The sequence below is a fragment of the Micromonospora krabiensis genome, assembly GCF_900091425.1.
GTDB classification, from domain to species: Bacteria; Actinomycetota; Actinomycetes; order Mycobacteriales; family Micromonosporaceae; genus Micromonospora; species Micromonospora krabiensis.
The window spans coordinates 5717773-5743391 of record NZ_LT598496.1; the positions used below are offsets into that span (position 1 = coordinate 5717773).

The window sequence follows — 25619 nt, forward strand, 5'->3', positions numbered from 1 at the left end:
AGGGCGAACCCGGCGAGCTGCCAGCCGGTGAGGGCCTGGTCCAGCGCCAACCAGCCGAGCGCCGCGGCGGTGAGCGGGCTGAGCGCGCCGAGCAGCGACACCTGGGTCACCGGCAGTCGGGTCGCCCCCCGGAACCACAGCACGTACGCCAACGCGGTGCCGGCCAGGGTGAGCCACGTGTAGCCGGCCAGGGCGGGCAGGTCCGGCACGGGCGGGTGACCCTCGACGGCGAGGGCGAGCGGCACCACCATCAGCCCGCCGGCGGTGAGCTGCCACCCGGTGACGGTGAGCGTGCTCACTCCGGGCGGTCGTCCCCAGCGCCGGGCCAGCACCAGCCCCGTCGCCATCGCGGCGGTGCCGGCCAGCCCGGCGGCGACTCCCACCGGGTCCAGCCCGGCGCCGGGGCGCAGCACCACGAGCGTGACGCCGAGTGGCGCGGCTACAGCCGCGGCGAGGGCTCGGGGGCGCTCGCCGAGCACCAGTACGGTCAGGCCGGCGACGAGCAGCGGCTGGGCCGCGCCGAGAACGGCCGCGGTGCCGCCCGGCAGCCGGTAGGCGGCGAGGAAGAGCAGCGGGAAGAACGCGCCGATGTTCAGCGCGCCGAGCACCACGGCCCGCCACCACCAGCTGCCGCGCGGGAGACGTCGGGTCAGCGCGAGCAGCAGCAGCCCCGCCGGGAGCGCCCGGATCGCGCCGGACCAGAGCGGCCGACCGGGCGGCAGCAGCTCGGTGGTCACCAGGTAGGTCGTACCCCAGGCGGTGGGTGCGGCGGCGGTCAGCAGCACGTCGGTCCAACGGCGGTCCATCACAACTCCTCGCGGCCAAGTAGCTTGGAGCTAAGATACTTAGTAACAAGAGAGATGGGAAGGAGCGCCGTGCGGCACAATCCCGATGTGGCAGAACGGGTGACCCGGGACGACGTGGACGGCATCGTCGCCCAGTGGCAGCGGGAGCGCCCCGGCATGCGTCCCGAGCCGATGGCGGTGTTCGGTCGCATCTACCGGCTGGCCCGACTGATCGGTGACGGGCAGGAGCGGGTCTACGCGCGCTGGGGGATCGGTCGGGGCGAGTTCGACGTGCTCGCCGCGCTACGCCGCTCCGGGACGCCGTACACCCTGGCGCCGAAGGCGCTCAGCGCCTCGCTGATGCTCACCTCCGGCGGCATGACCGGCCGCTTGGACCGGTTGGAGCGGGCCGGCCTGGTGCGCCGCTCGCCGGACCCGGCCGACCGGCGCGGTCTCCAGGTCACCCTCACCGAGACCGGCCGCCAGGTCGTCGAGGAGGCCGCCGACGCGGGCCTCGCGGTGCAGCGGCGGGTGCTGGACACCCTGCCGCCCGACGATCAGGACCGACTCGCCGACCTCCTGCGTACGCTGCTCGCCGCCGCCACCGACGGCGGACGCTGAGCCCTTACCCGGGGTGCGGGCCGACGTCCCGAGACCAGGTCGGGCAGGATGGGCGGGAGCCCCGACGGAAGGACGACCGTGCCTGCCAGCGAACCGACCATCCTCGCCACCAGCATGGGCTTCTTCAGCCGCCACCGTGGGCCGTACGACCTGCGGCCCGGCCCGATCTTCGACCTGGGCGCAGAGCTGGCGCAGGCCGGGCCGGAGCCGCGCATCTGCTACCTCGGGCAGGCCGTGGGCGACCAGCCCACCAACCTCACCGCGATCCACGGGGCGTTCGCGGGCACCCGGTTCCGCCTGTCCCACCTGGCGCTGTTCCCCATGCCGAACGTGGACGACATCCGTGCCCACCTGCTCGCCCAGGACATGATCTGGGTCGGTGGCGGCAGCGTGGCCAACCTGGTCGCGGTCTGGCGGGTGCACGGGCTCCCCGAGATCCTGCACGAGTGCTGGCAGGCCGGCGTGGTGCTGGGCGGCGTGTCCGCCGGCTCGATCTGCTGGCACCTCGGCGGGGCCACCGACAGCTACGGTCCGGACCTGCGGCCGTTCACCGATGGGCTGGGCTGGCTGCCCTACGGCAACGGGGTGCACTACGACAGCGAGGCCCAGCGCCGGCCGCTGATCCACCGGCTGGTCGGCGACGGCACGCTGCCGGTCACCCACTGCACAGACGACGGGGTGGGGCTGGTCTACCGGGGCGACAAGCTGGTCGAGGCGGTCGCCGACCGCGACGGCGTCTCGGCGTACGAGGTCAGCCGCGCCGAGGACGGCACCGTGCGGGAGACCGTCATCACCCCACGACGCCTCGGCTGATCCGGGCGGCGGCACTGCGTGCCGGTGCGGGAGCGCAACCGCGTAAGCTGGCTCGTCGTGAGTCTCACCATCGGCATCGTCGGCCTGCCCAACGTGGGTAAGAGCACGCTCTTCAACGCCCTGACCAAGAACGACGTGCTCGCCGCGAACTACCCGTTCGCCACCATCGAGCCCAACGTCGGCGTTGTCGGGCTGCCCGACGAGCGACTGGACAAGCTCGCCGAGATCTTCAGCTCGCAGAAGGTTCTGCCCGCGCCGGTGTCGTTCGTCGACATCGCCGGCCTGGTGCGTGGCGCCTCCAAGGGGCAGGGCCGGGGCAACGCGTTCCTGGCGAACATTCGGGACGCCTCCGCGATCTGCCAGGTGGTCCGCGCCTTCTCCGACCCGAACGTGGTGCACGTCGACGGCAAGGTCTCCCCGGCCGACGACATCGAGACGATCAACACCGAGCTGATCCTGGCCGACCTCCAGACCCTGGAGAAGGCGCTGCCGCGGCTCGAGAAGGAGGCCAAGCTCCGCAAGGACCGGGCCGCCGCGGTGACCGCCGCGAAGAAGGCGACGGAGCTGCTCGACACGGGCGTCACCCTGTACGCCGGCGCCAAGGACGCGGGCATCGAGCTGGAACACCTGCGCGAGCTGCACCTGCTCACCACGAAGCCGTTCCTCTACGTCTTCAACGTCGACGAGGCCGAGCTGGGCAACGCCGAGTTCCTCGACGAGCTGCGCGCCCTGGTCGCCCCGGCCGAGGCGATCTTCATGGACGCGAAGATCGAGTCGGAACTGGTGGACCTGCCCGAGGAGGAGGCCCGCGAGCTGCTGGAGTCGATCGGGCAGAGCGAGCCGGGCCTGGACCAGCTGGTCCGGGTCGGTTTCCGCACGCTCGGGCTCCAGACGTACCTCACGGCCGGGCCCAAGGAGGCGCGGGCCTGGACCATCCCGATCGGCGCGACCGCGCCGGAGGCCGCGGGGGTCATCCACTCCGACTTCCAGCGCGGCTTCATCAAGGCCGAGGTGGTCTCCTACGCCGACCTGGTCGCCGCCGGCAGCATGGCCGCCGCCAAGTCCGCCGGCAAGGTCCGGATCGAGGGCAAGGAGTACGTCATGCAGGACGGCGACGTCGTGGAGTTCCGCTTCAACGTCTGAACCGGTTTCGCTCCGTTGCCCTAGCGGATCAGGCAGAACGGGTGGCCCGCCGGGTCGGTGAAGACCCTGAACCGCTCGCCGCCGACATCCGTACGGGACGCGCCCAGCTCCAGTGCCCGTGCCTCGCCGGCGTCGAGGTCGTCGACGACAAGGTCGAGGTGGGCCTGCTGGGGGTACGCCGGATCTGGCCAGCGGGGCGGGTTGTAGTCACTGATCCGCTGAAACATCACGCTCCTGCCGTCCGCGGAGATGAGCGCACCCTCGGGGCCGTCATAGGTGACGTTCATGCCGGTGAGATCGGCGTAGAAGCGGGCCAGGGCTGACGCGTCGGCAGCATCGAGGGTGACCGCGAACAGGGTCATCACCGGGCCGACGCCGTCGGCCTGGCACAGGTCGAACGGGTGGCCGGCCGGATCAGCCAGCGTGATCCAGGTCGGCCCGTCCGCCAGTCGTGTCGCGCCCAGGGCCACCGCCCGCCCGGCCGCCGTCTCGGGATCGTCGGTCTGCAGGTCGAGGTGGATCTGCTGCGGGTGCTCCTGCCCGGGCCACTGTGGCGCGACGTGGTCCGGCGCGCGCTGGAACTCGATCTCCTGACCGTCCGGACTCCGGAGGCCGAACCGGTCGGAATCGTTCCGCACGACGTCCCAACCGGTCAGCTCGGCGTAGAACGAACCGACCTTCTCGATGTCCGCCGCGTCGAATATGGCGAGGTCCAGGCGAGCCGTCACGGTCATGGCCGCATCCTGCCGCAGCCCTCTGACAAGAAGGGCCGCCGCCGTCGGATCACGCAGCTGGATCCTGATCACCGACAGCATCCAGACGCGCCACAACGGCGAGGCATCGACCGGGAGTCGGCTCGGGTCACCGTGGACGCGGCGGGCCGGGTCGGTCGCCGATCCTGCCGGGGCGGCGTGCCGGCCCCCGTCTGATCACGGCGTTCGGCGCGCCGGCGCGGCTCCTGTCGTCGACGCGAGGCGGGATCGGGTGCGGGCCGGTGCCGTCGGGGGCAGCGTGGCGATGATGTCGGCGAGCGACACGTCGGCGAGGCTGCGCCGCCACGCGTCGTGCGCCTCGGCCATCTTCTGGGCGAGGGGGCAGATGGTCCGGCACTCCTCCGGAGAGAGTGCTCCCACGCCCTGTTGGCGGATCTCCCGGCACTCGTAGGGCGGGGAGGTGCCGTCGACGGCCTCCACGATCCGCAGCAGCGTGATCTCGGATGCCGGTTGCGCGAGCCGGAAGCCGCCGCGCGGACCTGTCGTCGCGGTCAGCACGCCTGCCTTGACCAGCCCCTGCAACTGTTTGGCCAGGTAGGCGGCCGGGAGGTCGTAGTACTGCGCGAGCTGCGCCGCCGAGGCGGTGGCTCCGGGGTCGAGCTGGGCCAGCGTCGCGGCGCAGTGCAACAGCCATTCGGTGCTCACGGGCAGCTTCACGGCGCCATCCTATCGCAGATATTGCGGATGAGTTAAGTCCGAGATACCGTCAGCCGGTAGCCAGCGAGAGGAAAGATCGTCATGCGCATCGCAGTCGCCGGGGCGACCGGCAACATCGGAGCCCTCACCGTCGCCGCCCTCGAGCGGGACGGACATGAGGTCGTACGCATCAGCCGTTCGGTCGGCGTCGACCTGTCGACCGGTGACGGGCTCGACGACGCCCTCACCGGCGTCAACGTGGTGATCGACGCGACCAACGCGCCGGCCGGCGGCGACGCGGAGACGGTGGCGTACTTCGGCACCGCCACCCGGAACCTGCTCGCCGCCGGGGAGCGCGCCGGCGTCCGACACCACGTCCTGCTGTCGATCGTCGGAATCGATCGCGTCGAGGGCACCGCACACTACGCCGGCAAGCGTGAGCAGGAGCGTCTCGTGACCGCCGGCCCACTGCCGTGGACGATCGTCCCGGCCACCCAGTTCCACGACTTCGCCGCGATGGTCGCCGGTTGGACCGAGCGCGACGGCGTCGCGACGATCGCCCCGCTGCTCGTGCAGCCGATCGCGCCCGAGGACATCGCCGAGGTCCTCGCCGAGATCGCCGCGGGCGAGCCCCGAGGCCGCTACGCCGACGTCGCCGGCCCGGAGCCGCAGGACCTCGTCGACATGGCCCGCCGCACCAACGAGGCGCGCGGCCACACGGTGAAGCTGGTGCCGACGTGGTCGGGCATCTTCGACTCGACGATGGCCGGCGACGTGATGCTGCCCGGCGAGGGGGCCCGCATCACGCCGACCACCTTCGACGAATGGCTCGCGGGGCAGCGACGGGACCACACCCGCGGGACCCGCGGCTGATGGCACGATCGTGCGGTGACGCTTGAGGCGCAGCGGCAGCACATCCTCTCGGGCGGGATGTACAACGACCTCACCGAGGAGCTGACCCAGGCGCGGCAGCGGGCCGTGCTGCTGACCACCGAGTACAACAGCAGTTTCGGGCAGCCGCAGGAGCAGCGCGAGGCGATCCTGCGGCGCCTGCTGCACGCGGTGGGGCGCGGGTGCCATTTGGAGCCCACGTTCCGCTGCGAGTTCGGCTTCAACATCAGCCTCGGCGACCACTTCTACGCCAACTTCGACTGCGTGATCCTGGACGGCGGTGGCGTCACCATCGGTGACCACGTCCTCTTCGGCCCGCGCGTCGGCATCTACACCTCGAACCACTCCCTCGATCCCGCGGAACGGGCGGCCGGCGCCTGCTACGCGAAGCCGGTCACGATCGGCGACCACGTCTGGATCGGCGGCGACGTCACCATCAACCAGGGCGTGACCATCGGCGACAACACGGTCGTCGGCTCGGGGAGCGTGGTCACCCGGTCGATCCCGTCCGGTGTCGTCGCCGTCGGATCGCCGGCCCGGGTCCTGCGCGAGATCACCGACGCCGACAGGACCGGCTACCGGCCCTGACGCAGGTCGCCCGACGAGACGTACGCCTGGAAGGCCCCACCTCCTCCTCCGACACCACCGGGGCGAAGTCCAGGTGCTCGCCGGGGTGGATGCCGGTGCCGGATCCGACCCCGGTCGTCGATCTCGTGGGTGGGGTAGCCTGCGACTGCGCGACTGGCGAGGGTGGGTAACCACCGGGGAGCGCTGTCAGCGGGAGCATCGTCCGCCTGGGTGCTCCTCACCACTAGGTGAGGAGCAGAGTATGACCGCGACGTTGCTGGATGGGCAGGCCGTCTCCCGGCGCCTGCTGGACGAGACCGCCGAGCGGGTCGCCCGGTTCCGGGACCGGCACGGGCGCCGTCCGTGTCTGGCCACCGTGCTGGTGGGCGACGATCCCGCTTCGCACACGTACGTGCGGATGAAGGTCAACCGGTCCGCCCAGGTCGGGATCGAGTCGCGCCGCGTGGACCTGCCGGCGTCGACCAGCACCGAGCAGTTGGTGAAGGTGCTGCACGACCTGTCGACCGACCCGCAGGTGGATGGCATCCTGTTGCAGCACCCGACCCCGGCGCAGGTCGACGAGCGGGCCGCGTTCGAGGCGATCGCCCCCGGCAAGGACGTGGACGGGGTGACCGGCGCGTCGTTCGCCGCGATGGCGTTCGGCAGCCGCGGGTTCGCGTCCTGCACGCCGGCCGGAATCATCCGGCTGCTCGACGCGTACGACGTGCCGTTGCGGGGCCGTCGGGCCGTGGTGGTGGGACGCAGCGCCATCCTGGGGAAGCCGGTGGGGATGCTGCTGCTGGCCCGCGACGCGACCGTCACCTACTGCCACTCGCGTACGGTCGACCTGGCCGCGCACGTGGCCGAGGCGGACATCGTGGTGGCGGCGGTCGGTGTGCCCGAGCTGATCCGGGGCGAGTGGATCCGGCCCGGTGCCGTGGTGGTCGACGCCGGCTACAACCCGGGCAACGTGGGCGACGTCGAGTTCGACGCCGCTGCCGCCCGGGCGAGCCTGATCACGCCGGTGCCGGGCGGGGTGGGGCCGATGACGATCGCCGTGCTGCTCGCGCAGACGGTCGACGCCGCCGAGCGGCACGAGGCGTCGTAGGCGCGGCCCGCCCCCGAGCCGGCCGGGGGCGGCGCACCGGCCGAGCCGGCCGGAGGGCGTCCCGCCGGCCGGCTCCGGGCGGTCAGAGCACCCCGGCGAACCGGCGGAGGATGCCCGGCCAGCCGCCGTCCCCGCCGACCGCGTCGCGTACTCCCTCCCAGCCCGGCCCGTGCGCGTCGAGCCGGTCGTGCACCAGGTCGACACGGGTGCCGGTGTCGGTCGGGGTGAAGGTGACGGTCACCCGGCTGCCGGCCGCGTCCGGGGCGGGTGGCTTCCAGTCCGGCCCGACGAGCCACGAGAAGGCGAAGGTGTGGGGCGGGTCCCAGGTGAGGACGCGCCCCCAGGCGCAGGTCTCGCCGGCGTCGTTCTCTTCCCACATCCGGCCGCCGACGTGCGGGTCGACGCCGACCTGCCGCAGCTCGCCCGGCTGGACCCGGTGGGAACGGGGCCACCAGCGGTCGATGCCCCTGGTGAACACCTCGAACGCGTGCTCCGGCGTCGCCGCGACGTCGATGCTGTCGCGGACGACGGTCTCGTGATCGGTGTTGGCTGTCACGTCTCCTCCTCCGATGGGTTCTCGACGGCCTCCGCGAAGGCCGCCAGCGCCCTGCTCCAGAACTGGTCGAAGTAGCCGCGGATCGCCGCCAGGCCCTGCGGGTCGACGGCGTAGAGGCGGCGGGTGCCCACCGCCGTCGACGAGACGAGCCCGGCGTCCCGGAGCACCTTGAGGTGCTGGGAGACGGCGGGCCGGCTCACCGGAAGACCGTTGGCGATCTCCGCTACCGAACGCGGCCCCGTGGCCAGCGACTCGAAGATGGTGCGCCGGGTGGGGTCGCCGAGGGCTTCGAGCATCCGCCCTTGGTAAGTGGCCACGAACGGTAAGTCTAGACTTTCCGATTCTCCCGTCAAGGACACCGCCAGGAATGGCGGAGAATCACGCCGCCCGTGCCATCACCACGAACTCGCCGTTGCCCGCGCCGACCGGTTCACGACCCCACCCGCCGAAGACGTGCTCGACGGCGAAGCCGGCCCCTCCGAGCGAGTCACGCAGCTCCGGCTCCGTGCGGAAGCGCAGGGTCGCCGAGCTGAGCAGCTCGTCGCCACCGGGGAACCGGTAGTGGTGGACGAGGCTGACCGCGCCGACGACAACGCTCGTCACCTCGGTCCACGCTCGCACCTCGCGTCCGTCCGGCAGGGCGACCCGGCGCGCGGAGTCGACCGGGTTCCACCGCTCCCACCGCCGGTCGGCCGGGTCACGCGTGTCGAAGACCAGCCGGCCACCGGGCACCAGCGCCCGGCGCACGTCGGCGAGGGTCGCCGCCCACTCGGCGTCCGCGCCCAGGAACTGTGCGACGTGGCTGGTCAGCACGGCGATGTCGTACGCCCCGTCCGGCAGGACGGCCGAGGTGCCCTCGACCCAGGTGACCCGGTCGGCGCCCGGCTTGGCGCGGGCCGCGTCGAGGGAGGCGCGAGCCGGGTCGACGCCGGTGACGGTGTGGCCGGCCGCCGCCAGCGCGAGGGTCAACCGGCCGGTCCCGCAGCCGAGGTCGAGCACCCGGGCGCCGGGTGTCTCGCCGACGACGGCCAGGAAGAAGTCATCGTCGCGGCCCCACGGGCACTCGGCGTCGTAGACCGTCACCAGTCGCGGGTCCTCGAACTCGCCGTGCCGCACCGACCCTCCGTGACCCTCAGGAGATGTAGTGGAGGATCACATTGTGGACGTGGTGGCTCTTCTGCGCGCCACGGAACTCCACCTCGTACGTGTGGGTGCCGACGTGGATGGCGATGGCTCCGGTGGAGAAGAACGAACCGCCCCACGACTTGTTGCTGACCACGCTCACGCTGGTGATCTTCGAGTACGGAATGCTGGTGATCGCGAACCGCTTCCCGATGAAGGAGCGGTCCTGGATGATGACGCGTCGGTCGGTGAGGCCGATGAACCCGGTGCCGGTGCCGACCGCGTCGTAGACGGCGATGATCTGTTCCCCGTCGAGCAGCCCGCTCTGGATCTGCTGGAACTGCTCCTTGCGGTCATAGGTCGCGTTGGCCATGCGCCTCACGGTAGGTGAGACGCGCCAGCGACCGGATCGACGCAGGTCAGCGCGCGACCGAGTCGCCGGCGGCCCGGACGAACTCGCGGACCCGGACCGTGTTGTTGGTCGGCAGCCAGACCGGGCCACGCCGGATCGGTGGGGCGTCGTGGATCGGCACGTACGCGACGTCGGGGCGGGGGTAGTAACGTCGCGTCTGCTCCCCGACCGGGAGGACGCCACGACCCATCGCCACCAGCGACAGCATCTCGGAGAAGGTGTTGCCGGCCGGCCCCTTGGGCACGGCGCGGCCGGACGGCGTGTACTCCGGTGTGCGGTCCTGCTTGAACCCGAGCGAGGTCACCGCCGGGTACTGCACGACCGGATGGTCGGCCAGCACCTCCAGCGAGACGGACTCCGCGCCGGCCAGCGGGTGCCCGGCCGGCACCGCCAGCGCCCGGCCCTCCGTCAGCAGCACCGGCCCGGTCGCCATGCCGTCGAAGGGGTACGCGGCGACGAGCACGTCCACCGACCCGTCGAGCAGACTCGGTCGGGAGTTGAAGAGCTGGACCTCGCGTACCTCGACCTCGCACTCGGGGTGCCGGTCGCTGAACAGGGCGACGGCTTTGAGCAGCGCGGGCGCGGACCACTCGCCGAGGAACGCGACCCGCAGCTTCCCGGTGACCCCACGCCCGGCGTCGACCGCCCGCGCGATCGCCTCGTCGATCCCGGCGACCAGCGGCCGCAGGTCGTCGGCGAGCCGGCTGCCGATCGGGGTGAGCTGGACGACCCGACTGGTCCGGGCGAAGAGCGGGGCGCCGATCCGGCGCTCCAGGCGCTTGATCACGTGGCTGACCCGGCCGGTCGTCACCCGCAGCCGCTCGGCCGTGCGGCCGAAGTGCAGCTCGTCCGCGAGGGTCAGGAACGTCTCGACCTCGTACCGCTCCAGCATCCCGCCGTCCCGTCGTTTAGCCAGGGTCAACGATCGTAGCCCGATCGCGTCTTGGTCCCCGCTTCCGCTCAGCGGATCGTGGAGCGGTACCCGAACGAGAGGCGCATCATGAACAGCACCATCGACGACTACCTGGCCCAGCTTGATCCGCCGCTGCGGGAGATCGGCGAGAAGCTCCGGCCGGTCATCGACGCGGCCCTGCCGGATGCCACCGCCGCGATGTGGCACGGCCACCCGGTCTGGGGACTCGGTGACAAGCCGGGCCAGCGTCCGGTCTGCCTGCTCAAGGCGTACGGCCGCCACGTCACCTTCGGGCTGTGGCGAGGGCAGGAGCTCGACGACCCGACCGGACGGCTGACCCCGGGAGCCCGGCAGATGGCCTCGGTGAAGCTGCGTACCGTCGCCGACGTCGACCCGGCGCTCTTCACCGGATGGCTCGGTCAGGGCCGTGACCTGGAGGAGAGGTGAGCGGCGTGCGGGGTCACCGGTTTCGACCACCTGGTGCTGAACGTGGCCGACGTCGAGCGGTCACTGGACTTCTACTGCGGCCGGCTGGGACTGACGCCGGTCCGGGTCGACCAGTGGCGGGCCGGAGAGGCGCCGTTCCCGTCGGTGCGGGTGAGCCCTGACCGGTCGGTCGGTTCGGTGCCGCGTACGTCAGGAGGCGGTGACCGCCCGGTAGGCGTCCTCGATCCGGGCCGCGAGCAGCACCTCGCCCTCGGTCAGCGGGGTGGTGCCGTGACCGACGCGGATCTGGGTGTGGTCGGCGCGGCGGCTGATCTCGGGACGTAGGTGCAGGGCGTCCGCGACGACCTTCACGCGCTCGGTCAGCGCGGCGTGCTGGCTGTCGTCCATCACGAGGGTGCGTCGGATCTGCTCGCCCTCCCGGGTCCACCCGGAGAGCAGAGTCAGCGCGTCGGAGAGGTAGTCCTGCTTCGCTCGGCCGTTGAACAGCGCACGCATCACCGCACCTCCCAGGCGCCGTTGCCGGCTTGTGGCCAAATCGTCGCCGTCCCGTGTTTGTCGGTGGCCCCTAGTCTTTCGCCGGAGCCGGCGTGTGTCCACGCCCACACTTCCGGGTTCTACTGACCTAAGCGGCCGGTTACGGTACCCAAACCGCCGATTGATCTGGCACGCTGGACGGCCGTGCGGACCGAATGGGCGAACGGGGGCGGGCAGCCACCGCGGCGGGACCTCAAGGTGATCGTCGGGGCGGCGATCATCCGTGACGGGCGGGTGCTGGCGTGTGCGCGTTCCGCACCCCCCGAGGTGGCCGGCATGTGGGAGTTTCCCGGTGGCAAGGTCGAGCCGGGGGAGTCCGAGACGGACGCGCTGGTCCGTGAGTGCGCGGAGGAGTTGGCCGTCCGCGTGGAGATCGGCGACCGGGTGGGCCGCAACGTCAAGATGGCCCACGGCCGTTCGGTGCTCAAGGTGTACTCCGCGAGCCTGGTCGAGGACGACCAGCCCCAGCCGCTGGAGCACTCGGCCCTGCGCTGGCTCTCGGCCGCCGAGCTGGACTCGGTGACCTGGCTGCCCGCCGACGCCCCCATCGTGGCCGCCCTCCGTCCCCTGCTCGCCCCCGACGCCACCCGGCAATGATCCTCAGGTCCGGGGTGTGACCGCCCGGCTACGGCGTCGTCAACTGCCCGGTCCGCGGAGCGGCCCGGCCGGGTGCGAGCGGGCAGCCGGGCGGAAACGGGACGGGGGCCGACGGCTTGCGCCGCGGCCCCCGTCATCGTCGGTGTGTTCAGTGCTTGTCCTGCTCCGGGTGGGCGAAGTTCAGGTGCTCCGGAGGCAGCGGGAACGAGACGTCGTCGCCGAACGGCGACGGCGCGGCGGCCCGGTCGAAGGTGAGCTCCGTGAGCGGCAGCTTGCCGCGCTCGTCGACGGCGGGAGCGGTCGGGTGCGGCACCTCGCGGTGCCAGTTGACGCCGCTCTGCGCCTGCGCCTCGGCCCGCGGGTCGTGCGAGCCGCCCGCGTGCGAGTGGACCCCGCCCCGACTGGTGCTGGGCGTCCCCGCGGGGCCGGCCCCACGGGCGCTGGTCACGCTGGTCTGGGGCGTCTCACCCCGTCGGAAGATCTTGCTACCAAGCCACACAAGGGGATCGTACCTGCGGTCGACGACTCGCTCCTTCATGGGGATGATCCCGTTGTCAGTGATCTTGATGTGCTCGGGGCAAACCTCGGTGCAGCACTTGGTGATGTTGCAGTAGCCCAGCCCCATCTCCGACTGTGCGTACTCCTTGCGGTCGGTCTTGGCGTCCAGGGGGTGCATGTCCAGCTCCGCCGCCCGGATGAAGAACCGGGGCCCGGAGAAGGCCGGCTTGTTCTCCTCGTGGTCACGGATCACGTGACACACGTTCTGGCAGAGGAAGCACTCGATGCACTTGCGGAACTCCTGCGAGCGCTCCACGTCGACCTGCTGCATCCGGTAGTCACCCGGTGCGACGTCCGCCGGCGGGGCGAAGGCCGGCGTCTCCCGGGCCTTCTCGTAGTTGAAGGAGACGTCCGTGACGAGATCCCGGATGACCGGGAACGTGCGCAACGGGGTGACCGTGACGGTCTCGTCCTCCTCGAAGGTCGACATCCGGGTCATGCAGCCCAGACGGGGCTTGCCGTTGATCTCCATCGAGCAGGAGCCGCACTTGCCGGCCTTGCAGTTCCAGCGACACGCCAGGTCGGGCGCGTCGGTGGCCTGGAGGCGGTGGATCACGTCGAGGACGACCTCGCCCTCGTTCACCTCGACCATGTAGTCCTGCAGGTCGCCGCCGCTCTCGTCGCCCCGCCAGATGCGGAATTGGCGCTTGGTTCCCATCAGTTGCCCGCCTCCTCAGCGAGGGCGTCGAACTCCGCGAGTTCCTCGTCGGTCAGGTACTTCGACAGCTCGGCGCGGTCGAACAGGCCGATCAGTTCGGCGCGCATCTTCGGCAGCGGCTTGCGGGTCAGGCGGACCGTGTCGCCCTCCAGCGAGCACACCAGGTTCACCCGGCGCCACTGCGGGTCCATCGTCGGGAAGTCCTCCCGGGTGTGCCCGCCGCGCGACTCCCGGCGCTCCAGCGCCGCCTTGGCCGTGCACTCCGAGACCACCAGCATGTTGCGCAGGTCCAGGGCGAGGTGCCAGCCCGGGTTGTAGCGGCGCCCACCGGCGGCGCTCACCTTGGCCACCCGCTCGCGCAGCTCGGCCAGCCGGACCAGGGCGTCCTCCAGCTCACCCTCCCGCCGAATGATGCCGACCAGGTCACCCATGACCGCCTGAAGGTCCTGCTGCAGGGTGTACGGGCTCTCGCCGGTGTCCCGCTGCAGCGGCGCGAGGGCGGTCTCCACCGCGGCCTCCACCGCCTGCACGGCAACCTTGGGTCGCGCGGCGAGGCTGTCGGCGTACGACGCGGCGTGGCCGCCCGCCCGCTTGCCGAAGACCAGCAGGTCGGAGAGCGAGTTGCCGCCCAGCCGGTTGGAGCCGTGCATGCCGCCGGACACCTCGCCGGCCGCGAACAGCCCCTGCACGTGGCCGAACGCGGCGCCGCTGTCCGGGTCCACCTCGACGCCACCCATCACGTAGTGGCAGGTCGGGCCGACCTCCATCGGCTCGGCGGTGATGTCGACGTCGGCCAGCTCCTTGAACTGGTGGTACATCGACGGCAGGCGCCGGCGGATCTCGTCGGCCGACTTGCGGCTCGCGATGTCCAGGAAGACACCGCCGGCGGGGGTGCCGCGACCCGCCTTGACCTCGCTGTTGATCGCCCGGGCCACCTCGTCGCGGGGCAGCAGCTCCGGCGGACGCCGGTTGTTGTCCGGGTCGGTGTACCAGCGGTCCGCCTCCTCCTCGGTCTCCGCGTACTGCTTGCGGAAGACGTCGGGGACGTAGTCGAACATGAACCGCTTGCCTTCGGAGTTCTTCAGCACGCCGCCGTCACCGCGGACCGACTCGGTGACCAGGATGCCCTTGACCGAGGGCGGCCAGACCATGCCGGTGGGGTGGAACTGGAGGAACTCCATGTTGATCAGGGTCGCCCCGGCGCGCAGCGCGAGCGCGTGACCGTCCCCGGTGTACTCCCACGAGTTCGAGGTGACCTTGTAGGAGCGGCCCACGCCACCGGTCGCCAGCACCACCGCGGGGGCCTCGAAGAGCACGAACTCGCCGGACTCCCGGTAGTAGCCGAACGCCCCGGCGATCCGGTCGCCGTCGAGGAGCAACTCGGTGATCGTGGTCTCGGCGAAGACCCGGATCCGCGCGTCGTACGAGCCGAACTCGCGCAGGTCCTCCTGCTGGAGGGAGACGATCTTCTGCTGGAGGGTGCGGATCAGCTCCAGGCCCGTCCGGTCACCGACGTGCGCCAGCCGCGGATACTCGTGGCCGCCGAAGTTCCGCTGGGAGATCTTGCCGTCCTTGGTGCGGTCGAAGAGCGCACCGTACGTCTCCAGCTCCCAGATCCGCTGTGGCGACTCCTTCGCGTGCAGCTCGGCCATCCGGAAGTTGTTGAGGAACTTGCCGCCCCGCATCGTGTCGCGGAAGTGGACCTGCCAGTTGTCCCGGCTGTTCATGTTGCCCATCGCGGCGGCGGCGCCGCCCTCGGCCATCACCGTGTGGGCCTTGCCGAACAGCGACTTCGAGATGATCGCGGTCTTCTTGCCGGCGAGCCGGGCCTCGATCGCCGCGCGCAGGCCGGCGCCGCCGGCCCCGATCACGACGACGTCGTAGTGGTGTCGTTCGATTCGCGTGGTAGTGGTCATGTCGGGGCCCTTTAGTTGATGAACCGCAGGTCGGGGAACCAGTCCGCGGCGATCGCCATGACGTAGAAGTCGGTCAGCGCGAGCGTGCCGAGGGTGATCCAGGCGAGCTGCATGTGCCGGACGTTCAGCCAGGACACGGCGGTCCAGGCCCGGTAGCGCAGGGGATGCTTGGAGAAGTGCTTGAGCCGCCCGCCGATGATGTGCCGGCACGAGTGGCAGGAGATCGTGTACGCCCAGAGCATCACGACGTTGCCGATCAGGATCAGGTTGCCCAACCCGAACCCGAAGCCCTTCGGGGAGTGGAAGGCGAGGATCGCGTCGTACGTGTTGATGAGCGAGATGATCGCGGCCGCGTAGAAGAAGTAGCGGTGCAGGTTCTGACCGAGCAGCGGCAGCCGGGTCTCGCCGCTGTAGGAGGCGTGCCCGTCCGGCACGGCGCAGGCCGGCGGCGACAGCCAGAACGACCGGTAGTAGGCCTTGCGGTAGTAGTAGCAGGTGAGCCGGAACAGCAGCAGGAACGGCAGGGTCAGCGCCGCGTCCGGGATGATCCACCAGCCGGGCAGGAACTGCCCGAAGTGCGAGGCGTTCTCGGCGCACCGGTCCGTCACGCACGGCGAGTAGAACGGCGTCAGGTAGTGGAACTCGTCCACCCAGTACCACTTGTGCATGAAGACCCGGACCGTCGCGTACGCGACCCAGGCGCTGAGCCCGACCACGGTGACCAGGGGGGCGAACCACCAGCGGTCGGTACGCAACGTCTTCGCCGCGATGGCGGCGCGCGCCCGCGCTCCCCGCGGCCTCGTTGCCGTTGATGTCATTCGAGATTCTCCTCGACGGGGCCCGCAGGCGCGGGCGGTTCTCTGCTCCGGTCGGCATGCGGACCGGCGAAACCCGTACCCGCTTGCCACGTCACGCGCACACCAACGACCACGCCGGAAGTATCGGCGCAGCTAAGTGACACACGTTACGCCGATCTTTGCGGGCCGTCCGCGCAAGGCAGTGTCCCGTGTGTCCGGGCGCTTGGAAAGACCCTCGATGCGACGAGGTGTGTGAGATTGTCCAGGGTCGATGCGGGTGCGGCCGTCGCGGCGTCTTCCCCAGGCCGGAGTCAGCCGGAGGCACCGCCGGTGAAGTTCCAGGAGGCGAGGCGCACCGGCGGCGCCTCCGACCAGGCCCCGTCGACCCGGTCGGGCTGGCGGACGGCGCGCCGGCCGAGCCCGAGCACCGCGCCCGGACCGAGGGCACGCGGGTAGGACTCGGTGAAGCGCAGGTCGCGGACGGCCCGGGTGACCACACCGTCCTCCACCAGCCAGAGGCCGTTGCGGGTCAGCCCCGTGACGACCAGGCTCTTCGGGTCGAGCACCCGGGTGTACCAGAGGTCGGTGACCAGCAGTCCGCGGCGGACCCCGGCCACCAGCGCGGCCGTGTCGTCGTCGGCCACCGCCCCGGCCACACCCGCGTCGACGGTCGTGGCGGAACCCGCGGTGTCGCGGTCGACGGACGGCGCGAGCAGCCGCAGGTTGTGCGGGACCGGACCGAAGGTGGTCGCGCCGAGCATGCCGTGACCGGTCGAGCCGACACCCGCCTCGGCGCCGCTGCGCCGGTCGTGCGCCAGCGCGCGGGTCACCCCGCCGTCGACCAGGGTCAGCGCACGCCGCGCGGTGCCCTCCAGGTCGTACGGGAGGACGGAGCCGTGCAGCGGATCGTCCACCAGGGTCACCGACGGGTCGAACTGGGCGGCGCCCGGCTCGGCGAAGGACTGCCCCTCCGCGTGGCGCTTGCCGTTGAAGCCGTACCAGGCGAGGTTCTGCAGGAGGTCGGCGACGGCGGCCGGTTCGAGCACCACCTCGTAGCGGCCCGGCGGCAGCTCGACCCGGTCGGCCGCGGCCCGCGCCTTGGCCGCGGCCCGGGCGCCCAGGGCGGCGCCGTCGAGGTCGGCCAGCCGGTCCGCGCCGTGCCGGGCGACGCCGTCGGCGCCACCGGTCCGGGCGATGCCGTCCATCGCGGCCTCCGCCGCGCGCCCGTGCGCCGAGTGGCCGGCCGAGTTGGCGAAGGCGCCCGAACGGTGTGCCGTCCGGCAGTAGCCGGCCGCCTCCAGGCCGCCCACCGCGTCGACGAAGGCACGGACGCGGGCCGCCCGCTCGTCCGGCTCCGCGTGCGCGGTGGCCTCGTCCACCATCGGGCCGGAAGCGGCCGGGGACGGCGGGGTGAGCCCCGGCCAGGCGGGGTCGGGCGGGCAGAGCCGCGCGGCGGTCAGGGTGCGCTCGACGAGCGCGCGCAGGCCGTGGGCGCTCACCACGCTGCCGCCGCCGGCGGCCGTACGACCGTCCACGTGGACCCGCAGCCGCACGCCGACGGTCGACTCGGCGACGTTCTGGTGGATGAAGGAGTTGGCGAACCGGGTCAGCGCCAGGTCGGCGCGCGTCACCACCGCCTCGGCCTCGGCACCCGGGCCGCCCAGGTCGCGGACCAGTTCGATCACCCGGGCGGCGAGGTCCAGCTCGGCGGTCATGCCCGCACCCCCACCCGGACGCCGCGGAACCGCGCCGGCGCGGCCGGGTGGCCGGTGTGCCCGATCTGCCCGGGCTGGCCCTTGCCGCAGTTGGGGGTGCCCCACGCGACGGTCTCCCCGGAGAGCATGTCCATCGAGCGCCAGAAGTGCGGGCCGATGCCGGTGTAGGTGGGGTTGCGCAGCATCCGCCCGCGTCGCCCGTTCTTGATCTCCCAGCCGATCTCGCAGCCGAACTGGAAGTTGAGCCGCTTGTCGTCGATCGACCAGGACCGGTTGATGTCCATCAGCACCCCGTCGTCGGTCGCCGCGATGATCTCGTCGAGGGTGTGTGGGCCTGGTTCGAGGCCCACGTTCGTCATCCGCACCATCGGCAGCCGCGCCCAGCCGTCGGCGCGTACGCTGCCGCCGTGGTCCAGGCCGGCGACGGCGGCCGAGTCGCGGCCGGCGAGCACGCCCACCCAACGCCCGTCGCGGACCGCGTCCCGCTTCACCGCCGGTGAGCCCTCGTCGTCGAAGCCGAAGCTGCCCAGCGCCCCGGGGATCGTCGGGTCGATCGTGACGTTCATCAGCTCGGAGCCGTAGCGCAGGGTGCCGAGCTGGGCCAGGTCCAGCCAGGACGTGCCGGCGAAGGCCGCCTCCCAGCCGAGGATGCGGTCGAGCTCGATGGCGTGCCCGACCGACTCGTGGATCTGCAGGGCCAACTGCTCGCCGCCGAGGATCAGGTCGGTCTCGCCGGCCGGGCAGAGCGGCGCGGTGAGCAGCGCCCGGGACTCGTCGGCGATCCGTGCCGCGTGCGCCGGCAGGTCGAGTGAGTCGACCAGCTCCCAGCCGGTGGTGCCGTACTGGCCGCGGTAGCTCGGATAGGAGCGCCGCTGGGTCTCGCCGTCGCCGATCGCGGTGGCCGAGATGCCACCGCCGCACTCCCGGATGCGCTGGTCGATCCGGTGTCCCTCGCTGGAGACGAACCACTTGGCGGTGTCCCAGATCTGGTAGAGGCCCTCGGCGATGTCGGCGCCGTGCGCGACCATCGCCGCCGTCGCCCCGACCAGCAGGTCACCCTTGTCGGACAGCGGCACGGCGAGCGGGTCCACCCGGCACTCCGAGGCCCATGTCGCGGTCACCGCCTCCGCCGGCACCAGGTCGATCGGCGGCCCGGGGACGCGGCCGCTCGCGGCGGCCGTCCGCGCGGCCCGGTGGCCGGCCTCGCGCGCCGCCACGTCCGACAGATCGGGTACGGCGTGGAAGCCCCAGCTGGACCCGACGAGCGCCCGGACGCCGAGGCCGAGACTCTCGTCCTGGGTCAACTCCTCGATCTCGCCGTTACGGGCCGACATCGACTCGTAGCGCCGGTGCATCACCCGGGCGTCGGCGTAGCGGGCGCCCGCGTCCAGGGCGGCCTGCACGGCGACGGTCGCCGCGTCGAACTCGCTCATGGGACCGACCCTAGGCGAGGACCCCGACAGCCGTCAGGGCAGCAGTTCCTCCGGGCGGATCGTCGTCCGTACGGGTTCGGTGAGTTCCAGGAGTTCAGCGGCCTTCGTCACGGACACCTCCCGATAGTGCCGGCCCTGGCGGCGGTAGAGGTGCAGGTCTCCGCCACGGTCATGGTCACCTTCACCTCGTGCCGGCGGGAATGCTGTCGTGACTGCCGCGTCCATGGTCGCACCCGACGTGCGGACGGCGGGCGTCGGCGTCGAATCGCGTCCGTGGATGTGCTGGTGAGGGCTGTTCACGCCCGTTGCCGACTCGTTACGCTGAGGCCCGCTGACAGGCCCACGCGTTGTAGCTTATTTTCGCCCTCAGGACTTTCCTGTAAGTTCTCTTCGTCACTGAGGGAGGCGGTCGTGGGCAGTCCCGAGTTGGCGCCGTCCGGGCAACCGGACGATCGCCCCGGCGTGCCGCAGCAGCGCGCCGCCGACGATCCCTACCTGCGGGTGACCGACCTGCGGGTCCGGTTCGACACCACCGACGGCGTGGTCCGCGCGGTCGACGGGGTGTCGTTCGCCGTGCAGCGCGGGCGGACGCTCGGCATCGTCGGCGAGTCCGGCTCCGGCAAGAGCGTCACCTCGCTGGCCGTCCTGGGCCTGCACGACGCCCGGCGCGCCACCATCACCGGCGAGATCTGGGTGGGCGGCCGCCAGGTGGTCGGCATGTCCGAGGAGGACGTACGCCGACTGCGCGGCCGGGACATGGCGATGATCTTTCAGGATCCGCTGTCCGCGCTGCACCCGTACTACACGGTGGGCCGGCAGATCGCCGAGGCGTACCGGGTCCACCACCCCCGGGCCGGTCGCCGGGAGGCGCGGCAACGGGCGGTCGACGTGCTCGGCCGGGTCGGCATCCCGCAGCCGGCGCGCCGCTTCGACCAGCACCCGCACGAGTTCTCCGGCGGCATGCGGCAGCGCGCGATGATCGCGATGGCCCTGGTGAACGACCCGGAGCTGCTCATCGCCGACGAGCCGACCACCGCGCTGGACGTCACCGTGCAGGCGCAGATCCTGGACCTGCTGGCCGACCTACAGGCCGAGTTCGGCTCGGCGATCATCATGATCACGCACGATCTGGGCGTGGTCAGCCAGGTCGCCGACGACGTGCTGGTGATGTACGGCGGCCGGGCCGTCGAGCACGGCAGCGTCGAGCAGGTGTTGCGCCGGCCGCAGCACCCGTACACCTGGGGGCTGCTCTCCAGCGTGCCGTCGCTGCACGGCGACGCGGACGCGGACCTCGTGCCCATCCGGGGCAACCCGCCGAGCCTCATCAACCTGCCCTCGGGCTGCGCCTTCCACCCCCGCTGCCGCTACGCCGACCGCAACGGCGACCGGTCCCGGACGGAGGTGCCCGAGCTGCGCCCGGCCGGCGAGGACGGCCACCTGGTCGCCTGCCATCTGGCGGCGGACGAGCGGGCCCGGCTCTACCGGGAGGACATCGCACAGGTGGGGGTCGCCCGGTGAGCGTGAGGAACGCGGCGCAGCGGAGTACCGCGGTCGCCAACGAGGGTGTTCCGACGAGTGACGACGTCGAGCCGCTGCTGCGGGTACGCGGGCTGGCCAAGCACTTCCCGGTCCGCTCCGGGCTGCGGGGACGCGGCCTGGTGCGGGCGGTCGACGGGCTGGACTTCGACGTGCGGGCGGGCGAGACGCTCGGCCTGGTCGGGGAGTCCGGCTGCGGCAAGACCACCACCGGTCGGATGTTGGTGCGACTGTTGGAGCCCACCGCGGGCACCATCGAGTTCGAGGGTCGCGACATCACCCACGCCGGGCGGCGCGAGCTGCGGCCGCTGCGTCAGGACCTGCAGATCATCTTCCAGGACCCGTACGCCTCCCTGAACCCCCGCCACACGGTGGGCCGCATCGTCGCGATGCCGTTGCAGGTCAACGGGATCGAGCCGGCGGGCGGGATCAAGGCGCGGGTGCAGGAGCTGCTGGAGACCGTCGGGCTCAACCCGGAGCACTACAACCGGTACCCGCACGAGTTCTCCGGCGGGCAGCGGCAGCGGATCGGCATCGCGCGGGCGCTGGCCCTGCGGCCGAAGCTCATCGTGGCCGACGAGCCGGTCTCCGCGCTGGACGTGTCCATCCAGGCGCAGGTCATCAACCTGCTGCGCGACCTGCAACGTGACCTCGGGCTGGCGTTCGTCTTCATCGCCCACGACCTCGCGGTGGTGCGGCACTTCTGCCAGCGGGTCGCGGTGATGTACCTCGGCAAGATCGTGGAGATCGGCGACCGGGCGGACATCTACGAGCGGCCGCAGCATCCGTACACCCGGGCGCTGCTCTCGGCGATCCCGGACGTCACCCAGCTCGGCCCGGGCGGCCGGATCCGGCTGACCGGTGACGTGCCCACGCCGCTGGAGCCGCCGTCGGGCTGCCGGTTCCGGACCCGCTGCTGGAAGGCGCGGGACGTCTGCGCCACGGAGGATCCGGCGCTGGTGTCGCGCGACGGCGGGGCCCAGGCGACCGCCTGCCACTTCCCCGAGTCGGGGCCGGTCACCGGCGACGCGGCCGCGGCCGGTGGGGACGCGACCGCGGTCGGCGCGGCCGCGGACGAGACGGTCGAGGAGGTGGCGAAGTGAGCCTGTCCCCGGTGGAGGGCGTGGCGCTGGCCGAGATCGAGTCCGGCGGTGACCCGGCGGCGCCCGAGCGGAAGGGGGTCGTCGGCCGCTCGCCCGGCCAGCTCGCCTGGCTGCGGCTGCGCCGCGACCGTACGGCCGTGGTCAGCGGCGGGATGCTGGTCTTCTTCATGCTGCTGGCGCTCGCCGCCCCGCTGATCGAGATGGTCTACGGGGTCAGCCCGCGCGAGCAGTTCCAGCACCTGCTGGACGGCTTCGGCATGCCGCTGGGTTACGTCGGCGGCGTCACCGGCGACCACTGGTTCGGTCTGGAGCCGGGGCTCGGCCGGGACATCTTCATCCGGCTGATCTACGGCCTGCGCACGTCGCTCTTCATCGCGTTCGCCGCCGCCGTCATCACCGCGGCGATCGGCATCGTGCTCGGTACCCTCGCCGGTTACCTCGGCGGCTGGCTGGACGCGGTCATCAACTGGATCACCGACCTGACGCTGGCCATGCCCTTCCTGGTCATCGCGTTGGCCCTGACGCCGACCCTGGTGCTGCGCTTCTACGGGGAGCGGGAGCAGGTCTCCTCGGCGTTCGGGGTGGGCGTGCTGATCGCCGTCTTCGCCGTCTTCGGCTGGACGAGCACCGCCCGGCTCGTCCGCGGCCAGGTGATCGCCCTGCGCGAGCGGGAGTTCGTCGAGGCGGCCCGGGCCAGCGGGGCGGGGCTCGGGCACATGCTCTTCCGGCAGCTGCTGCCGAACATCTGGGCGCCGATCCTGGTGTCGTTCTCCCTGGCGGTGCCGCAGTTCATCACCAGTGAGGCCGCGCTCTCCTTCATCGGCGTCGGGCTGAGCGACGAGACGCCGAGCTTCGGCCGGATGATCTACCGCAGCCTGGACTACCTCCAGACCGACCCGGCGTACGTGTTCTTCCCGGGCATCACGATCTTCGCGCTCGTGTTCGCCTTCAACCTCTTCGGTGACGCGCTGCGTGACGCGCTCGACCCGAAGTCGTCCCGGTAGGGGTGCCCGATGGCGCGATTCCTGATCAAGCGACTGTTCTCCGCCACGCTGACCCTGTTCGCGGTGAGCGTGCTGACCTTCCTCATGTTCTTCGCCCTGCCCCGTGACCCGGTCACCGGCATGTGCCCGAAGAACTGCAGCCCGGAGCGGTTGGAGCGGGTCCGCGAGGAGTTGGGCCTCAACGACCCGCTGGTCGCGCAGTACGCCGGCTACATGAAGGGCATCGTCACCGGCCGGGACCTGGGCAGCGCCCAGGGCGGCCACTGTGACGCGCCCTGCCTGGGCTGGTCGTACGTCACCAACGAGGCGGTCTCGGACACCATCGCGCGGGTGCTGCCAGTGACGCTGAGCATCGTCATCCCGGCGGCGATCCTGTGGCTGCTGCTCGGTGTGGGGCTCGGCATGGTGTCGGCGCTGCGCCGGGGGACCTGGCTGGACCGGCTGGCCATCGGCTTCTCGCTGACCGGCGCCTCCCTGCAGCTCTACTTCGTCGGCGCGGTGCTGCTGCTGGTGTTCGTCTACAACCTGAAGCTGCTGCCGGTGCCCAGCTACACGTCCCTCTTCGACAACCCGTGGAAGTGGGCGAGCGGTCTGGTGCTCGCCTGGGTGTCGCTGGCCTTCCTGTTCTCCGCCATCTACGCCCGGCTGTCGCGGGCGCAGATGTTGGAGACCCTCTCCGAGGACTTCGTCCGCACCGCGCGGGCCAAGGGCCTGGCCAAACCCAAGGTGTACGGGCGGCACGCGCTGCGCGCGGCGATCACCCCGGTGGTGACGATCGCGGGCCTCGACGTGGGCGGTGCGCTCGGCGGCACGGTGATCACCGAGACCACGTTCGGCATCCAGGGGTTGGGGCGTACGGCGGTCGACGCCGTGCGCTCCGGCGACCTGCCCACGATCATGGCGACCGTGCTCATCGCCGCGGTCTTCGTGGTGCTGGCCAACGTGCTGGTCGACCTGCTCTACGCGGCCATCGACCCCCGGGTGCGGCTGCACTGAGCCCGGTGGGCGTCGGGTGCGTGTCGGCCGCCCGGCGGGCGGTGAAATTTATCGACAACTGTTACACAACTCGAAGGTTTTCTTCTTTACGATCCTCGGGACGTCGGCGGTTCCACCTCCGGCGGACCCGCACGACACATGGGTGGAGGAGGTACGAGATGCGACCACGCGTGGTGGCCGCCGCAGGCGGCGCGATCGCACTGGCTGTGGCATTGGGTGCGTGCTCGAAGAACACGGGCGAGGGCACCAACGTCGACACCAACCGCACGCAGACCGGGGTCATCGCGACCGACCCGAAGGAGTCGCAGGGTCCCGCGGCCGAGGTGCCCGGGGCGCAGAAGGGCGGCACCTTCACCATCATCCGGGAGACGGCCATCTCCCACCTCGACCCGCAGCGGACGTACTCGTTCGCCGGCCTGATGACCAACCCGCTCTTCGCCCGCTACCTCACCACCTGGAAGGACGACGGCAAGGGCGGTCTCGTCCTCGTCGGCGACCTGGCCGAGACGCCGGGCACCAACGTCAACAACGACTGCAAGGTCTGGGAATTCAAGGTCAAGGACGGGGTGAAGTTCGAGGACGGCCGCCCGATCACCGCCAAGGAGATCGCCTACGGCATCGCCCGCTCCTTCGACCCGGACCTCACCAGCGGCCCGACCTACCTCCAGCAGTGGCTGGCCGACAGCGCGGACTTCGACACGAAGTGGGACTTCAAGAAGAACAAGACGTCCCTGCCGCCGGGGCTGACCACGCCGGACGACAAGACGCTGCGCTTCGAGTTCGCCAAGCCGCGCTGTGACCTGCCGTTCGCCGTCTCGCTGCCGACCACCGCGCCGCTGCCGCCCGACAAGGACACCGGCGTCAACCTGGACACCCACCCGTTCTCGTCCGGGCCGTACAAGATCGCCAAGAACCAGGTCGGCGTGCAGCTCACCCTGGACCGCAACCCGAACTGGGACCCGAACACCGACCCGGTCCGGCACCAGTACCCGGACCAGTTCGTCTGGAGCTTCGGGCCGACCGCGGACGCCGCCAACAACCGGGTGATCGCCGACAACGGCGCCGACCAGAGCGCGCTCGCCTTCAACCCGGTGCCGGCCTCGCTCGTCGCGAAGGTGGCCGGCGACGCGTCGCTGAAGTCCCGCACGATCCTCTCGCCGACGCCGAGCGCCAACCAGCTGGTCATCAACAACCAGCGGGTCACCGACCTGAAGATCCGCCAGGCGCTCAACTACGCGATCGACCGAGAGGGCCTGATCAAGGCGATGGGCGGCCAGACCGTCGCCGCGCCGCTGACCACGCTGATGCCGCCGGCGACCATCGGCTTCAAGGCGTTCGACGCGTACCCGGCCGGTGCGAACGGCAACGTCGAGAAGGCCAAGGAACTGCTCGGCGGCCAGACGCCGGAGCTGGTCCTCGGCGTCGCCGACAACACGACCGAGCAGCTCCAGGGCACCCAGCTCAAGGCCAACCTGGAGCGGGCCGGCTTCAAGATCACGCTGCGGAACATCCCGGACGACGCGAAGCTCGACGAGATCAAGAAGAAGGACAACCCCTGGGACCTGTACATCGGTAACTGGGCGGCCGACTGGCCCAGCGGCGCCTCGATCCTGCCGGTGCTCTACGACGGCCGCTCCATCAAGGCCGAGGGCAACAGCAACCAGGCCTACTTCAACGACCCGGCGATCAACGCCGAGTTCGACCGGATCCTCGCGCTGGCCCCGGCCGAGCAGGGCCCCGAGTGGGCCAAGCTCGACGAGCGGATCATGAAGGAGCACGCCCCGGTCGTGCCGCTCTTCGTCGACGTGGCCTACCACGTGCACGGCTCCAAGGCCGGCGGGGTCTTCATCTCCAGCGTCTTCGGCTACCCGTCGTTCGTCAACGCGTACGTCAAGCAGTAACCGCACGGACGGGCCCCCGGTCGACAACGTCGTCGGCCGGGGGCCGCCGTGTCCCCGGGGCCACCCGTGCGGCCCTCCGCGTGC

The 25619-nt window shown here is 71.5% G+C and carries 27 protein-coding genes, 2 pseudogenes and 1 riboswitch; of the genes and pseudogenes, 14 read left to right on the plus strand and 15 right to left on the minus strand.

What is annotated here, in order from left to right; genetic code table 11:
• Positions 1–38 precede the first annotated feature (38 nt).
• A pseudogene (locus tag GA0070620_RS26275) lies at positions 39–806 on the minus strand (EamA family transporter); the annotation flags it as partial.
• 87 nt (positions 807–893) lie between these two features.
• Between GA0070620_RS26275 and GA0070620_RS26280 the strand changes: the two are divergent.
• From GA0070620_RS26280 to ychF, 3 genes are read left to right on the plus strand one after another with little or no spacing between them, the layout of a single operon-like run.
• Positions 894–1406, plus strand: a complete 513-nt coding sequence (locus GA0070620_RS26280; RefSeq protein ID WP_231921980.1) for a MarR family winged helix-turn-helix transcriptional regulator — start codon at positions 894–896, stop codon at positions 1404–1406.
• A 48-nt stretch (positions 1407–1454) separates the two neighbouring features.
• Entirely contained in the window at positions 1455–2219 is a 765-nt protein-coding gene (locus GA0070620_RS26285; protein ID WP_172836504.1) for a Type 1 glutamine amidotransferase-like domain-containing protein, read from the plus strand.
• A 57-nt stretch (positions 2220–2276) separates the two neighbouring features.
• Positions 2277–3362, plus strand: a complete 1086-nt coding sequence (ychF, locus tag GA0070620_RS26290; protein WP_091599395.1) for a redox-regulated ATPase YchF — start codon at positions 2277–2279, stop codon at positions 3360–3362.
• Between the two features lie 20 nt (positions 3363–3382).
• Here ychF and GA0070620_RS26295 read toward each other — a convergent pair whose 3' ends face one another.
• Entirely contained in the window at positions 3383–4096 is a 714-nt protein-coding gene (locus GA0070620_RS26295; protein WP_091599398.1) for a VOC family protein, read from the minus strand.
• Between the two features lie 195 nt (positions 4097–4291).
• The gene (locus GA0070620_RS26300) at positions 4292–4792 is read right to left on the minus strand and encodes an RrF2 family transcriptional regulator (RefSeq protein WP_091595207.1); all 501 of its coding nucleotides are present in this window, start codon (positions 4790–4792) and stop codon (positions 4292–4294) included.
• Between the two features lie 81 nt (positions 4793–4873).
• On the opposite strand from GA0070620_RS26300, the gene GA0070620_RS26305 reads away from it, so the two are divergent.
• The 3 genes from GA0070620_RS26305 (at position 4874) to GA0070620_RS26315 (ending at position 7337) form a co-directional block, all read left to right on the plus strand.
• The gene (locus GA0070620_RS26305) at positions 4874–5644 is read left to right on the plus strand and encodes an SDR family oxidoreductase (protein WP_091595209.1); all 771 of its coding nucleotides are present in this window, start codon (positions 4874–4876) and stop codon (positions 5642–5644) included.
• 15 nt (positions 5645–5659) lie between these two features.
• Entirely contained in the window at positions 5660–6250 is a 591-nt protein-coding gene (locus GA0070620_RS26310; protein WP_091595211.1) for a sugar O-acetyltransferase, read from the plus strand.
• A 139-nt stretch (positions 6251–6389) separates the two neighbouring features.
• A riboswitch (ZMP/ZTP riboswitch) is annotated at positions 6390–6469 on the plus strand.
• A 22-nt stretch (positions 6470–6491) separates the two neighbouring features.
• Positions 6492–7337: a bifunctional 5,10-methylenetetrahydrofolate dehydrogenase/5,10-methenyltetrahydrofolate cyclohydrolase gene (locus GA0070620_RS26315; protein ID WP_091595213.1), complete on the plus strand. Its 846-nt coding sequence runs from the start codon at positions 6492–6494 to the stop codon at positions 7335–7337.
• Positions 7338–7419: 82 nt separating this feature from the next.
• Here GA0070620_RS26315 and GA0070620_RS26320 read toward each other — a convergent pair whose 3' ends face one another.
• From GA0070620_RS26320 to GA0070620_RS26340, 5 genes are all read right to left on the minus strand, one after another.
• Positions 7420–7893 (minus strand): SRPBCC family protein, encoded by a 474-nt coding sequence (locus tag GA0070620_RS26320; protein ID WP_157741709.1) that lies wholly within the window; start codon positions 7891–7893, stop codon positions 7420–7422.
• Complete coding sequence (locus GA0070620_RS26325) at positions 7890–8210, minus strand: ArsR/SmtB family transcription factor (RefSeq protein ID WP_231921981.1); 321 nt, start codon at positions 8208–8210, stop codon at positions 7890–7892. The genes GA0070620_RS26320 and GA0070620_RS26325 overlap by 4 nt, the downstream gene beginning before the upstream one ends.
• Positions 8211–8271: 61 nt before the next feature.
• Positions 8272–9009: a class I SAM-dependent methyltransferase gene (locus tag GA0070620_RS26330; RefSeq protein ID WP_091595218.1), complete on the minus strand. Its 738-nt coding sequence runs from the start codon at positions 9007–9009 to the stop codon at positions 8272–8274.
• Between the two features lie 16 nt (positions 9010–9025).
• A complete protein-coding gene (locus tag GA0070620_RS26335) occupies positions 9026–9388 on the minus strand; it encodes a PH domain-containing protein (RefSeq protein WP_091595220.1) in 363 nt (120 codons plus the stop codon).
• Positions 9389–9434: 46 nt separating this feature from the next.
• Positions 9435–10319, minus strand: a complete 885-nt coding sequence (locus tag GA0070620_RS26340) for a LysR family transcriptional regulator (RefSeq protein ID WP_091595222.1) — start codon at positions 10317–10319, stop codon at positions 9435–9437.
• Positions 10320–10427: 108 nt separating this feature from the next.
• Here GA0070620_RS26340 and GA0070620_RS26345 point away from each other — a divergent pair, with 108 nt between their 5' ends.
• On the plus strand, positions 10428–10787 hold the full coding sequence (locus GA0070620_RS26345; protein ID WP_091595224.1) for a DUF1801 domain-containing protein: 360 nt from the start codon (positions 10428–10430) through the stop codon (positions 10785–10787).
• Between the two features lie 42 nt (positions 10788–10829).
• A pseudogene (locus GA0070620_RS34175) lies at positions 10830–10985 on the plus strand (VOC family protein); the annotation flags it as partial.
• On the opposite strand, the gene GA0070620_RS26355 reads toward GA0070620_RS34175, so the two are convergent.
• Entirely contained in the window at positions 10977–11282 is a 306-nt protein-coding gene (locus GA0070620_RS26355) for a 4a-hydroxytetrahydrobiopterin dehydratase (RefSeq protein WP_091595226.1), read from the minus strand. The pseudogene GA0070620_RS34175 and the gene GA0070620_RS26355 overlap by 9 nt on opposite strands.
• A gap of 183 nt (positions 11283–11465) precedes the next feature.
• On the opposite strand from GA0070620_RS26355, the gene GA0070620_RS26360 reads away from it, so the two are divergent.
• Positions 11466–11918 carry a (deoxy)nucleoside triphosphate pyrophosphohydrolase gene (locus tag GA0070620_RS26360; protein ID WP_091595228.1) on the plus strand — a complete coding sequence of 151 codons (453 nt, stop codon included), beginning with the start codon at positions 11466–11468 and terminating at the stop codon, positions 11916–11918.
• Positions 11919–12066: 148 nt separating this feature from the next.
• On the opposite strand, the gene GA0070620_RS26365 is transcribed toward GA0070620_RS26360, so the two are convergent.
• The 6 genes from GA0070620_RS26365 to GA0070620_RS32815 all read right to left on the minus strand — a co-directional run bounded on the left by GA0070620_RS26365 (position 12067) and on the right by GA0070620_RS32815 (position 19220).
• Positions 12067–13134, minus strand: coding sequence for a succinate dehydrogenase/fumarate reductase iron-sulfur subunit (locus GA0070620_RS26365; RefSeq protein WP_091595230.1), 1068 nt, complete (start codon positions 13132–13134; stop codon positions 12067–12069).
• A complete protein-coding gene (locus GA0070620_RS26370; RefSeq protein WP_091595232.1) occupies positions 13134–15050 on the minus strand; it encodes a fumarate reductase/succinate dehydrogenase flavoprotein subunit in 1917 nt (638 codons plus the stop codon). Before GA0070620_RS26370 ends, GA0070620_RS26365 begins: the two co-directional genes overlap by 1 nt.
• Positions 15051–15061: 11 nt before the next feature.
• Positions 15062–15868, minus strand: coding sequence for a hypothetical protein (locus GA0070620_RS26375; protein ID WP_091595234.1), 807 nt, complete (start codon positions 15866–15868; stop codon positions 15062–15064).
• A 290-nt stretch (positions 15869–16158) separates the two neighbouring features.
• Positions 16159–17562: a TldD/PmbA family protein gene (locus GA0070620_RS26380; RefSeq protein WP_091595236.1), complete on the minus strand. Its 1404-nt coding sequence runs from the start codon at positions 17560–17562 to the stop codon at positions 16159–16161.
• Positions 17559–18995, minus strand: coding sequence for a TldD/PmbA family protein (locus GA0070620_RS26385; protein WP_091595239.1), 1437 nt, complete (start codon positions 18993–18995; stop codon positions 17559–17561). The genes GA0070620_RS26380 and GA0070620_RS26385 overlap by 4 nt, the downstream gene beginning before the upstream one ends.
• Before the next feature lie 33 nt (positions 18996–19028).
• The gene (locus GA0070620_RS32815; protein WP_231921982.1) at positions 19029–19220 is read right to left on the minus strand and encodes a hypothetical protein; all 192 of its coding nucleotides are present in this window, start codon (positions 19218–19220) and stop codon (positions 19029–19031) included.
• A 237-nt stretch (positions 19221–19457) separates the two neighbouring features.
• Here GA0070620_RS32815 and GA0070620_RS26395 point away from each other — a divergent pair, with 237 nt between their 5' ends.
• The 5 genes from GA0070620_RS26395 to GA0070620_RS26415 all read left to right on the plus strand — a co-directional run bounded on the left by GA0070620_RS26395 (position 19458) and on the right by GA0070620_RS26415 (position 25535).
• Positions 19458–20513, plus strand: coding sequence for an ABC transporter ATP-binding protein (locus GA0070620_RS26395; protein WP_231922482.1), 1056 nt, complete (start codon positions 19458–19460; stop codon positions 20511–20513).
• 74 nt (positions 20514–20587) lie between these two features.
• The gene (locus GA0070620_RS26400) at positions 20588–21634 is read left to right on the plus strand and encodes an ABC transporter ATP-binding protein (protein ID WP_231922483.1); all 1047 of its coding nucleotides are present in this window, start codon (positions 20588–20590) and stop codon (positions 21632–21634) included.
• Positions 21631–22638, plus strand: a complete 1008-nt coding sequence (locus tag GA0070620_RS26405; protein ID WP_091595243.1) for an ABC transporter permease — start codon at positions 21631–21633, stop codon at positions 22636–22638. The genes GA0070620_RS26400 and GA0070620_RS26405 overlap by 4 nt, the downstream gene beginning before the upstream one ends.
• A gap of 9 nt (positions 22639–22647) precedes the next feature.
• A complete protein-coding gene (locus GA0070620_RS26410) occupies positions 22648–23634 on the plus strand; it encodes an ABC transporter permease (protein ID WP_091595245.1) in 987 nt (328 codons plus the stop codon).
• A gap of 158 nt (positions 23635–23792) precedes the next feature.
• Positions 23793–25535 (plus strand): ABC transporter substrate-binding protein, encoded by a 1743-nt coding sequence (locus tag GA0070620_RS26415; RefSeq protein WP_091595247.1) that lies wholly within the window; start codon positions 23793–23795, stop codon positions 25533–25535.
• The last annotated feature ends 84 nt before the right edge of the window (positions 25536–25619 follow it).

What these genes read in the sequence shown, in the direction of transcription:
- GA0070620_RS26285 (WP_172836504.1), top strand. Translation starts at nt 1,455, where the DNA reads ATGGGCGGGAGCCCCGACGGAAGGACGACCGTGCCTGCCAGCGAACCG.
- GA0070620_RS26295 (WP_091599398.1), bottom strand. Translation starts at nt 4,096, where the DNA reads ATGACCGTGACGGCTCGCCTGGACCTCGCCATATTCGACGCGGCGGAC.
- GA0070620_RS26305 (WP_091595209.1), top strand. Translation starts at nt 4,874, where the DNA reads ATGCGCATCGCAGTCGCCGGGGCGACCGGCAACATCGGAGCCCTCACC.
- GA0070620_RS26315 (WP_091595213.1), top strand. Translation starts at nt 6,492, where the DNA reads ATGACCGCGACGTTGCTGGATGGGCAGGCCGTCTCCCGGCGCCTGCTG.
- GA0070620_RS26335 (WP_091595220.1), bottom strand. Translation starts at nt 9,388, where the DNA reads ATGGCCAACGCGACCTATGACCGCAAGGAGCAGTTCCAGCAGATCCAG.
- GA0070620_RS26340 (WP_091595222.1), bottom strand. Translation starts at nt 10,319, where the DNA reads ATGCTGGAGCGGTACGAGGTCGAGACGTTCCTGACCCTCGCGGACGAG.
- GA0070620_RS26345 (WP_091595224.1), top strand. Translation starts at nt 10,428, where the DNA reads ATGAACAGCACCATCGACGACTACCTGGCCCAGCTTGATCCGCCGCTG.
- GA0070620_RS26355 (WP_091595226.1), bottom strand. Translation starts at nt 11,282, where the DNA reads ATGCGTGCGCTGTTCAACGGCCGAGCGAAGCAGGACTACCTCTCCGAC.
- GA0070620_RS26365 (WP_091595230.1), bottom strand. Translation starts at nt 13,134, where the DNA reads ATGGGAACCAAGCGCCAATTCCGCATCTGGCGGGGCGACGAGAGCGGC.
- GA0070620_RS26370 (WP_091595232.1), bottom strand. Translation starts at nt 15,050, where the DNA reads ATGACCACTACCACGCGAATCGAACGACACCACTACGACGTCGTCGTG.
- GA0070620_RS26375 (WP_091595234.1), bottom strand. Translation starts at nt 15,868, where the DNA reads ATGACATCAACGGCAACGAGGCCGCGGGGAGCGCGGGCGCGCGCCGCC.
- GA0070620_RS26380 (WP_091595236.1), bottom strand. Translation starts at nt 17,562, where the DNA reads ATGACCGCCGAGCTGGACCTCGCCGCCCGGGTGATCGAACTGGTCCGC.
- GA0070620_RS26385 (WP_091595239.1), bottom strand. Translation starts at nt 18,995, where the DNA reads ATGAGCGAGTTCGACGCGGCGACCGTCGCCGTGCAGGCCGCCCTGGAC.
- GA0070620_RS32815 (WP_231921982.1), bottom strand. Translation starts at nt 19,220, where the DNA reads ATGGACGCGGCAGTCACGACAGCATTCCCGCCGGCACGAGGTGAAGGT.
- GA0070620_RS26410 (WP_091595245.1), top strand. Translation starts at nt 22,648, where the DNA reads ATGGCGCGATTCCTGATCAAGCGACTGTTCTCCGCCACGCTGACCCTG.
- GA0070620_RS26415 (WP_091595247.1), top strand. Translation starts at nt 23,793, where the DNA reads ATGCGACCACGCGTGGTGGCCGCCGCAGGCGGCGCGATCGCACTGGCT.